Source organism: Rummeliibacillus pycnus, from assembly GCF_050459865.1.
Classification (GTDB): Bacteria; Bacillota; Bacilli; order Bacillales_A; family Planococcaceae; genus Rummeliibacillus; species Rummeliibacillus pycnus_B.
Genome location: NZ_JBCMNM010000013.1, coordinates 40,385 through 50,009, shown reverse-complemented (window position 1 = coordinate 50,009; position 9,625 = coordinate 40,385). Strand labels below are relative to the sequence as shown.

Here is a 9,625-nt window from a genome sequence, read left to right as displayed (position 1 = left end):
TTCCACATCATGCAGAAAACAGATTAATACATAGATATTTGTATTTAAACACTTTTTCTCAAATCTGAGATGAAAAGGTTAATGAGTTAAATTATTGGTTAATTTCTTTTTTTAGTTTTTTGTGAAAATAGAAAAAAACTGTAGGCAAACTTGAGATTACTAAAGTTTGTCTACAGTATGAAATCTTGAGGAAATTCTTTTTGGCACTTTGGAAGTGAAAACTATTTTCTTTTCTTATCAACATTAATTGATACTATAGGAGTTTTCTTTTTTTCAAAGACCATTTGGATATTAAATTTGTTATCATTCATTTGAACCACATTGACTATTTTTCCTTTACGTCCTTTAATTTTTAACTCTTCGTTGACCGATGGAATCTTTCTAAGTAACTGACTTAAAACAATTTCTTTATTCTCAAAAAAATGAACAGTAAACATAATCTCAAATCTCCTTTTTCTAAAATTTTAAAAGGTAGAATCACCTTGTTTACGTTCATTTTATGAATAGATTTGCAATATAGAACAATTCAGAAAGACTTATTGTAAGCCTGTATTCAAATAACGCATATAAACATGCAGCACCTCCCGGTACTATAAAGGTATCAATCAAAGGAGGTACTTTTCTTATGCTACACCAAAAATTAACGATTATCCCCGTCACATTACATCCCGAATTTAAAAATTCCTCTGTATCCGCTTCAACGCAAGATCCCCACACTAGCACATGCACGATTAAAACGGCAACGTTCTCATATCTCCTTCTGTAATGGCGTAGATGAGAATATCATTCTATGATGTTGTTCATCTGTTGTTCATATTGCTATTTTATAATAAGTCTGAGCAATAGGTGTATACATTTTTTAAGAGTATAAAGTATTACTTTTAAGGGAAAAAGACATTTAAATAATGCTATGAATCGGGTGATTGAAATGCTAATCTTTGCTACTATATTTATTACAGCAGCACTAATTTTTTATTCAGTAGGAGTATGGGCAGAAAAATTTCAAAAAACTTTAAAGTTATGGCATGTGATTATTTTTTGGATAGGCTTAATATGCGATACACTTGGAACTACCATGATGGAAAAAATGGCCACAGAAGGATCTCTATTTAGTTTTCATGGCATAACAGGTTTATTAGCAATCTTATTAATGTTATTCCATGCAATTTGGGCTTCTATTGTATTGGTAAAAAAAGACTCAAAAATGATGGCAAAATTCCATAAGTTAAGTATATTAGTATGGTTCATTTGGTTGATTCCGTATATATCTGGAATGATATATGGAATGACCAACAAATTTTAATAACAGTAAGGATGGATTTAGATTACCCTTTTATATGCATTTACTGTTGTTGTGTACGTAACATTTTAAAAGTAAGCGTCAAATAGCGCCCACGTGTTTTTCCGTGGGCGCTTTGCTGTATACTTTAATTATTTGTGATGCGTACCGGAATAGTGCGCTTATTTTTTTATAGTTCGGGCTTACGACTTATATAGTTAGTTGAAAATATTGCTAAGTGCATGATTTCTACTTAATACTTTCAATAAACCATATCCCATAAGTGCACCTGTAAATGAACTAATGGCAAAAGCAGGGACTAAGCCAAATAATGTTGCTTCTTGACCTAAAAACAAAACAGCAATTGGATAAGTGGCCATGGCACCTAAGACTCCAGTACCAAAGACTTCTCCTAAGCCTGCAAGCTCTATTCTTTTTGATTTTGCATATAGAATGGATGCAAGTAATGCACCAATCATACTACCAGGATACGCAAACACAGTACCTGTTCCCATCATTATTCTTAATGTGGAAGAAGTAAATGCCTGCAAAAGAGCGTACCAAGGTCCCAATAGAACAGCTGATAACACATTGGCAAAATGTTGGATAGGGAATATTTTAACAAAGCCTAGTGGAATATAAATAACACTACTCGAAACTGTTGTTATAGCTGCAATTATTGCGGTGTACGTTAGTTTTTTTGTTTTATTCAAGTCCTTCATTTTAACACCCCTTTACCTATTTAGAGACAATATTGTCCATCACTTCATCTGGTTTAACTTGTTTCTTAATAACACCATTTTTATAAAGCCAATTAGAAGCCTTTTCCCAGCTAGCCTTTTCTTGATAGCCGAATGGTACTCCTTTTTCATCCATTAATGGTAGTAGTATTTCAAGACTTTTAGTTTCTACATCTTTTTTTAATGGGAAACTATCGTTTTCATGATCTAGTAAAATTTGAAGTCCTTCTTTTGGATTTTGCTTAACTGTTTCTTGACCTTTTGTGACTGCTTTCCAAAATCTTTCGATTGCATCTCTTTTTTGATCTAACGTTTTTTGACCTGTAACAAGTACTAATTCGTAATTGTCCGGTACACCATAATCACTATTTTTGATTGCATGCATATCGTAGCCTTCTTTGTTTAACAGAACATATTCGTGATTGATATACCCACCTGTAATAGCATCTACACGATCTGTAGCAATGGCAGGAATTAAATCCCAGCCTACATCCGTCATTTTAACTTTACTAAAATCGCCACCATCAGCCTCAACCATTTCTTTTACTGTCGCTTCGCTTATTTCACTTGATGAATAACCTACACTTTTTCCTTCTAAATCCTTAGGCGACTTAATGCCAGATGATTTTTTGACCATTAGAGTGTCTAATGAATGTCTAACGAGTGCTGCAACTGAAACGATTGGAATCCCTTCTGATTTTGATAGAATGGCTTGTTTTTGATAACTAATCGCTAAATCCACTTTTCCAGTAGCAGCAAGTTTTAAAGGATCATTTGTATCAGCGGGCATTTGGATTTTTACATTTAACCCTTCATCTTTGAAATACCCTTTTTCTTGTGCTACGTAAATTGCTGAATGTACTGCGTTAGGATACCAATCTAGCATGATACTTAAATTATCTAGTTTTTTGCCACTTTCATCAGTAGTTTGTTCTTTCCCATTACAACCTGTAATTAGTACGGCTAGTGAGACTAGCAATAAAATACTTAACCATTTCTTCATTAAATAACATCTCCTAAATAAATTTATCCCGCATTTACGGGCAGTAAAATCCCAATGATGGAAGTTTCACTTTATTTTGCATTATTCCATTTAAGCGTTACTTTCTTTTCCAGCCAAGTAGCCAGTGCAAACAATAGAATACCTACGATGGTTAAAACGGTGATTGCTGCAAAAACACCTTCAGCATTTAAATTTCCAGACATTCTACGACTATAGTATCCTAAGCCTTCACTAGCTCCGAGCCATTCACCAATGGTTGCCCCAACGAGTGCGAAAACAATCGCCATTTTAAATCCTGAGAAAAAAGAGGGGAGAGCCATTGGAATATGTAGCTTTTGAAAAATTTGAAAACGTGATGCACCCATTGAACGTAATAATTCGATATATTCTTTATCACATGACTTTAATCCATCATAAGTACCAACCACAATTGGGAAGAAACAAATTAGGATCGTTACGGCAACCTTACTCCAAATGGTATAGCCAAACCACAGAACAAAAATAGGGGATAAGGCAATAATTGGCACCATTTGGGAAATGACGACTGCAGGATAAATAATTTTCTCGATTGTTTTTGAAAAGAACATGCTGACGGCTAAAATAACACCTCCGATAACGGCAATGACAAAGCCGATAAGGAATTCAAGCATAGTGGCACTCAAATGTTCCAAGATTAAAGGACGCCAATTATCTATTATCATCCGAACGACATTAGTAGGTGCTGGTATGATAAAGCTTGGTATGATACCAGTTCGAACAAGCCATTCGACAATACCAAGAAAAATAATTGAAACAATCAAAAATAAGCTATAGTTTTGCAGAAAGTATTTAATCTGTTTCATTTGAAATTTTCTTCTCCAATTCTTGTCGTAATGTTACTATCTTTTGAGAATGAATCATCTCAGGTTGGCGAGGCCTTGGTAATTCTATTGGAATTTCTTCTAAATCTTGATTTTGATGTAACAATAAAATACGATCACTTAAATAGATAGCTTCTTCTAAATCATGGGTAATAAAAATAATTGTTTTGTTTAAATTTTGCCAGATAGATAATAGCCATGATTGCATTTCTTTTTTTGTTAAAGCATCAAGAGCACCAAACGGTTCATCGAGTAGTAGTACATCTTTTCCTGTTAAAAGTGCTCGTAAAAAAGCAACACGTTGTCTCATCCCCCCCGACAATTGCTTAGGAAGTGCATTTTCATAGCCAACTAATCCTACTCGCTGCAACCAAATTCTTGCTTCTTCTTTTGAGATATGTAAGTCTTTTTGAATTTCGGAAGCAAGCATAATATTTTCAAGAATGGTTCGCCAAGGAAGTAGTAGGTCTTTCTGAGGCATATAGCCGACATCGCCAAGGGAAATGTCTTTTTGATTAATCTTAATTTCACCTTCATCTTGATGAAGAAGTCCGGTTATAAGTCTTAAAATTGTACTTTTTCCTGTACCGCTTTTCCCGATGATTGAAACAAATTCACCTTGTTGAACTTCCATATCCAAGTGGGAGATGACTTTCGTTTTGTTCTTATTTTCATCAGTAAAGCTATAGGATGCATTTTTTAAAATAAGTGCCATTTTCATTTCCTTTCTAAATTGAATCAATTTCATAAATTCATTTTTGGTTTTTAATTATTAACAATTCAACACTTTAAATATTCACTATTCAGATATGGATGTTCCGCTACAGACGGCGCTTTCCACGGGCTTGGCTTCAATCTCCTCGTCACTACGTTCCTGCGGGGCTTTCAGCTCAAGCTTTTCCCGTAGGAGTCGCCGTCTTTCGCTCCACAATAACAAAATTGGATATCATTAAATGTTCGTATAGTTTTTTGGATTTTGCATTATGAAATTGATTAAAGTAAATAAAAAAACTGCTCTCTAAGAATAGAAAGCAGTTTTGTGAACAACACCACACAAATTTGCGATTAGGTGTTGAGAAACTACTTTCCTACGCTAGAATGATCTAGATCAGGTTCAAAGGGTACAATCTCAGCCAATAGGCGCCCCTAGTAGATGTTTGTATTAAGTTTTAATTCAAGTATATAAATTACTTGACCTTTATATTACTGCACTTTTTTCGAAAACAAATAAAAAAAACCACTCGAGGTAGAGTGGGGTTGCATAACGAATTTCATTAAACACGACTCACTTCCCTCCGCTAGTTTGAACTAGATCAGGTTCAAAGGGTTTAGAACAATTGTTCAGTCTCAGTCCGTTATTGGACACCCCTAGTGTTATTTAGTTTCCATATTCAGCTTAACATGTAATTTATATTATGCAAGGCTTTTCACAAAATTAATATGTAAGAAGGATTTTCCCTTCTAAAAAAGAATTATTAATACAGTACTTTTTTTGTTTTAACATTGTATTTGCTAAATAAATGTATTTAAAGGGTCATATTCAAAAAAATTCCTGCATAAGTTCTAATTTGACCTTATATTTCTTACAGTATAAAGAAGATAGATGAGGAGGGGATACTTTGCTCGTCGACGGTGTGTTTTCAGGTGGAGGAATTAAAGGATTTGCATTTGTCGGTGCACTTCAAGTGTTGGAGGAAAATGATATTCATTTTGAACGTGTGGCTGGTACGAGTGCAGGAGCCATATTGGCTGCTTTTCTCGCTGCGGGTTATACAGTTGATGAAATTGAGACGATGTTAGATGAACTTGATGTTTCTACATTTCTTGATTCACCAAAAACTGTATTACCATTTCCATTTATGAAATGGATTAATCTGTATTTTAGAATGGGGCTATATCAAGGGAAAGCACTTGAAAAATGGTTTTATGAAAAACTTTCGGATAGAAATGTCTATACATTTGATGATTTACCTACAGGATCTTTGAGGCTAATTGCATCTGATTTAACAAATGGTACAATGATGGTTCTTCCAGATGATTTAAGTAAGTATGGGGTAAGTCCAGGGACATTTTCAGTTGCTAAAGCTCTTCGAATGAGCTGCGGAGTTCCTTTCTTCTTTCAGCCAGTGAAATTGAGGGTTGCACAAGGAGAATCAATTGTAGTCGATGGCGGTGTATTAAGTAATTTCCCAATATGGCTATTCGAAGATGAAAGTGGTAAGAAGGAACGCCCTGTTCTCGGATTAAAGTTAAGTAATCCAAGAGAGAATATGGAGCCGCATAAAATTAATAATGGACTCAATTTATTTGAAGCCCTTTTTAGTACGATGAAAAACGCGCATGATGAGCGTTATATTTCACGCATACATGAAAAGAATATAATTTTCATTCCTGTTGAAAATTATAGTGCGACAAAATTTGATCTAGATGATGAAACGAAAGAGCATTTAATTGAAATCGGAAGAATCCGAACGACTCAATTTTTGAAAAGTTGGGATGCTACTACAAAAAAAGAGAAGTTTATAGTCGAAACTTGAGATTGGATATTTCCAATCTCTTTTTTGTAAATTTGGATTTATGATGAGTTATTTAATTCTTTGATTCATTAGTGGATATTAAGAGTCGAAGAATTTTAAATAAAAATGCAACCAATAGGGATGACCAAGGAGTATTATACAACCAATTTGAGGTGATGATTATTAAAAACATATTAGAAAACATAAACGAATTATCTATGTTATTGTTACTTCTATGTTCATTCTTTTATTATTGACACTTGAAAAAGACCAAGCGTGAAAGAAAACTTTCTTCATTTGAATTTTCGATGTTTATAATCATTAAACTTACATATTTTCTTTGGGCGGGTAGTTATCTACTGCTTTTTTTAGATAGAAATTTTGGATAGAAATGATATTATGAGCTGGATACCTGTTTTGCGAAACCCAAAATAATTATAAAAAAGAGGTGAGAATTTACACCTCTTTTTTATATATACATGCTGGAAAATAGATTAATCAATCTTTTTCCCAAGAATAACTAAATCTCTCTTTACACCATCCAATTCAGCTACTTCAGGCAAGTGGCCCCATTTTTCAAATTGATATTTTTTAAATAGTCGTATGCTAGGCTCGTTATGTGCAAATATGAAACCTAATAAATTTTTGATTTTTAGTTTAGGACAAGCATCTATAGCATGTTGTAAAGTGATTTTACCAAGGCCTTTCCCTCTAGAATCTTCACTGAAATAAATACTTAATTCAGCAGTTGAGTCATATGCAGGTCTTCCATAGAATGATTGGAAACTAATCCATCCGCATATTACACCTTCATATTCTACAACCCATAATGGTCGTTTCGAAGGAGTATGTTCGTTAAACCAAGGTAGACGATCCTCAATGGACACGGGTTCAGTATCTGCAGTTACCATTCGACTTTCAATGGTCGAATTATAGATTTCAACAATCTTTGGTAAGTCTTCTATTTTTGCGTCTCTAAATGTTATTTTTCCGTCCATTTAAATTTCCCCTCACTAAATAAATCTTATGATAAGTTGTTTCTGTCTTGTTAACAATTTTAATGCTTTTCTTGATTGTTTTGAATTAAATTTTGCTCGATATTATGAATTTGAAATAATAGTAAGTGTATAATGATATTCAATGAATTTTATTTTGTTTCGTAAATCATTTTGTAGAATTTCTAAAGATTTGTAAGGAGGCAGGGATCAATGGAATCTGTAGTTAGTAAAGTATTGGATGATCTGGATATTCAAATATTAGATATCTTGCAAAGAGACGCACAGGTAAGTAATGCTGAAATTGCAAAGCGAGTCAATTTATCACCACCAGCTATACACGCTCGAATTAAACGTCTAGAAAATGAAGTCTATATTAATCAACAAGTGGCTATTTTAAACCAAGAGAAACTTGGATTTGAGTTACTAACCTTTATTTTCATCAGTACGAATATCCATCAAGCTGAGCAGCTAGCAACGTTGGAGAAAGAACTGGCTTCTATGCCAGAAATATTAGAATGTCATTGTATAACAGGTGAATATGATTATCTGCTAAAGGTAGCAAATAAAGGTCGCAAAGAATTAGAGAGCTTCATTAGAAAGTTAAATATGCTAGGAGTAACACATATTCAAACGAGTTTAGCTCTTAGGGAAGTAAAATATTCCACAGTTTTGCCTATACGAGAAGATACTAAGCTTTAGACTCTATTTATTCATTTGGATTTTTTTACTATAATAATGATTTTCATCAGTTCTAGCCTACGATGCAAATTGCGGCTTCTCGTATGGCTAGTTTTCCCGTAGAAGTCGCCGCATTTCACTCAAGTAAGAATGCATTCAAAAATACGTAGTACAAAATTGAAAGTGTCTACTAATTTATCTTCTTCTTTTTTTAGGATCAAATGCTAAAGGCTGTTTTTTCTTCACTATTTCAAAAATTACATAGACATTGATTATATTTTGATCAACGAATTCTACATCAACAACTTTTCCTTTACGGCCTTTTATTTTTATTGGATCATCGATTAGGGGAATGTTTCTTAATAATTGACTTAACACGACCGTTTTCTTTTCATAAAAATGGACAGTATATAACAATTAATATCTCCACCTTTTTAAATAATTGTTGAAAAGTCTTTAAATTTGATTAATAAAATATATTTTTTTCCAAAACATAAATTTCAGCTTGTATATTTTATGATTAAGACAAAAGTATTGAACTTTGTCCAAATGACCATACATAACAATTAATAATTGAGTTCTTAAACAAATAGATAGGATACTGCGATAAAAAAGCGAATACTTTTCATTATGTAAGTGAAAAGGGAGTGTTAATAATATTGAAAGGATTCAGTGAAATGAGTGAAAAATTATTAAGGGTAGGAACTACTTATATTCCGGTAACGGATGTGAAACTTTCTTCTGAATGGTATGTAAATAAATTGGGGGCAGAGTTAAGTTATAAAGACGAAGATAAAGCTATTCTTAATTTTGCAAATCAAAGCATATTTCTTGTGAAATCTAAAAAAGATCAAAGTGCCAATTTTTATGATATTTACGGTGAAGAACGGTTTTCATTAACGTTTGAAGTAGATGGTCTAAATGCTTTAATTGCTATTCATAAAGGTTTTACAGAAAAAGAAATAAAAGTAGGGGAGATTGAAAACAGAGGACATACTGGAAGAAATTTTGTTTTCTACGATCTAGATGGTAATAAATTTGATGTATGGAGCGAATTAAGTCAATCTTTCAGAGAAAAATATCTTCACTAATAATTAATACATCAGTTCGCAAAAAAGCCTTAATGCTAGTAAGCATTAAGGCATGTTTATTTGCATAAAAAATGGCTAATTTTCAAAGACATTACATATTGTAACTAACTATTACTTGTTTGTATTCTTATTGGAGTGTTGCGTCTTATCATGGTTTGTTGAATTATTTTTGTTTTTTGCTTTTGAATCCCATTCAGCAGAAAATTCTTCATAAAGGTTATTTTTAGGGTTATTGTTATTACTATTGGTGTCGCCATTGCTTACACTTCTGTAAAGATCGTAAGGGTTATGAGTTCTTACATTCATTGTCTTTTTGCTGTTTTTATTGCCCATGGATGTTCACCTCCTAGAGTTTAATGTGCTCAGTAATGGGATGTTTATTCTTTATGACTTTTTGAATTCGATATTCAATTACGTATAAAGTGCATGAAGAAAAACAAACTAGAACTGTGCTTTAAAA

At 33.0% G+C, this 9,625-nt stretch carries 12 protein-coding genes, 1 pseudogene and 2 riboswitches; of the genes and pseudogenes, 5 read left to right on the top strand and 8 right to left on the bottom strand.

Annotated features, from left to right (window positions below; all coding sequences use genetic code 11):
• Positions 1 to 221: 221 nt before the first annotated feature.
• On the bottom strand, positions 222 to 437 hold the full coding sequence (locus ABE048_RS03090; protein ID WP_430309057.1) for a hypothetical protein: 216 nt from the start codon (positions 435 to 437) through the stop codon (positions 222 to 224).
• A 491-nt stretch (positions 438 to 928) separates the two neighbouring features.
• Here ABE048_RS03090 and ABE048_RS03085 point away from each other — a divergent pair, with 491 nt between their 5' ends.
• The gene (locus ABE048_RS03085; protein WP_430309056.1) at positions 929 to 1,303 is read left to right on the top strand and encodes an HsmA family protein; all 375 of its coding nucleotides are present in this window, start codon (positions 929 to 931) and stop codon (positions 1,301 to 1,303) included.
• A gap of 194 nt (positions 1,304 to 1,497) precedes the next feature.
• On the opposite strand, the gene thiW is transcribed toward ABE048_RS03085, so the two are convergent.
• The 4 genes from thiW to ABE048_RS03065 form a co-directional block, all read right to left on the bottom strand.
• Positions 1,498 to 1,992, bottom strand: a complete 495-nt coding sequence (thiW, locus tag ABE048_RS03080) for an energy coupling factor transporter S component ThiW (protein ID WP_430309061.1) — start codon at positions 1,990 to 1,992, stop codon at positions 1,498 to 1,500.
• 25 nt (positions 1,993 to 2,017) lie between these two features.
• On the bottom strand, positions 2,018 to 3,022 hold the full coding sequence (locus ABE048_RS03075) for an ABC transporter substrate-binding protein (protein ID WP_430309055.1): 1,005 nt from the start codon (positions 3,020 to 3,022) through the stop codon (positions 2,018 to 2,020).
• 71 nt (positions 3,023 to 3,093) lie between these two features.
• Positions 3,094 to 3,864 carry an ABC transporter permease gene (locus ABE048_RS03070; RefSeq protein WP_430309054.1) on the bottom strand — a complete coding sequence of 257 codons (771 nt, stop codon included), beginning with the start codon at positions 3,862 to 3,864 and terminating at the stop codon, positions 3,094 to 3,096.
• Entirely contained in the window at positions 3,851 to 4,597 is a 747-nt protein-coding gene (locus ABE048_RS03065; protein ID WP_430309052.1) for an ABC transporter ATP-binding protein, read from the bottom strand. Before ABE048_RS03065 ends, ABE048_RS03070 begins: the two co-directional genes overlap by 14 nt.
• A gap of 353 nt (positions 4,598 to 4,950) precedes the next feature.
• A riboswitch (TPP riboswitch) is annotated at positions 4,951 to 5,040 on the bottom strand.
• A 115-nt stretch (positions 5,041 to 5,155) separates the two neighbouring features.
• Positions 5,156 to 5,262, bottom strand: a riboswitch (TPP riboswitch).
• Positions 5,263 to 5,501: 239 nt separating this feature from the next.
• On the opposite strand from ABE048_RS03065, the gene ABE048_RS03060 reads away from it, so the two are divergent.
• Complete coding sequence (locus ABE048_RS03060; protein ID WP_430309051.1) at positions 5,502 to 6,419, top strand: patatin-like phospholipase family protein; 918 nt, start codon at positions 5,502 to 5,504, stop codon at positions 6,417 to 6,419.
• A gap of 155 nt (positions 6,420 to 6,574) precedes the next feature.
• Positions 6,575 to 6,787: pseudogene (locus ABE048_RS03055) on the top strand (hypothetical protein).
• Positions 6,788 to 6,892: 105 nt separating this feature from the next.
• Here the strand turns inward: ABE048_RS03055 and ABE048_RS03050 are convergent.
• Positions 6,893 to 7,396 (bottom strand): N-acetyltransferase family protein, encoded by a 504-nt coding sequence (locus ABE048_RS03050; protein ID WP_430309050.1) that lies wholly within the window; start codon positions 7,394 to 7,396, stop codon positions 6,893 to 6,895.
• 210 nt (positions 7,397 to 7,606) lie between these two features.
• Here ABE048_RS03050 and ABE048_RS03045 point away from each other — a divergent pair, with 210 nt between their 5' ends.
• Positions 7,607 to 8,095, top strand: a complete 489-nt coding sequence (locus tag ABE048_RS03045) for an Lrp/AsnC family transcriptional regulator (RefSeq protein ID WP_430309049.1) — start codon at positions 7,607 to 7,609, stop codon at positions 8,093 to 8,095.
• A 174-nt stretch (positions 8,096 to 8,269) separates the two neighbouring features.
• Here the strand turns inward: ABE048_RS03045 and ABE048_RS03040 are convergent, their stop codons facing one another.
• Entirely contained in the window at positions 8,270 to 8,491 is a 222-nt protein-coding gene (locus tag ABE048_RS03040; RefSeq protein ID WP_430309048.1) for a hypothetical protein, read from the bottom strand.
• Positions 8,492 to 8,751: 260 nt separating this feature from the next.
• Between ABE048_RS03040 and ABE048_RS03035 the strand changes: the two genes are divergently transcribed.
• Positions 8,752 to 9,165: a VOC family protein gene (locus tag ABE048_RS03035; protein ID WP_430309047.1), complete on the top strand. Its 414-nt coding sequence runs from the start codon at positions 8,752 to 8,754 to the stop codon at positions 9,163 to 9,165.
• Between the two features lie 111 nt (positions 9,166 to 9,276).
• On the opposite strand, the gene ABE048_RS03030 is transcribed toward ABE048_RS03035, so the two are convergent.
• The gene (locus ABE048_RS03030) at positions 9,277 to 9,498 is read right to left on the bottom strand and encodes a hypothetical protein (RefSeq protein WP_430309046.1); all 222 of its coding nucleotides are present in this window, start codon (positions 9,496 to 9,498) and stop codon (positions 9,277 to 9,279) included.
• Positions 9,499 to 9,625: the final 127 nt, after the last annotated feature.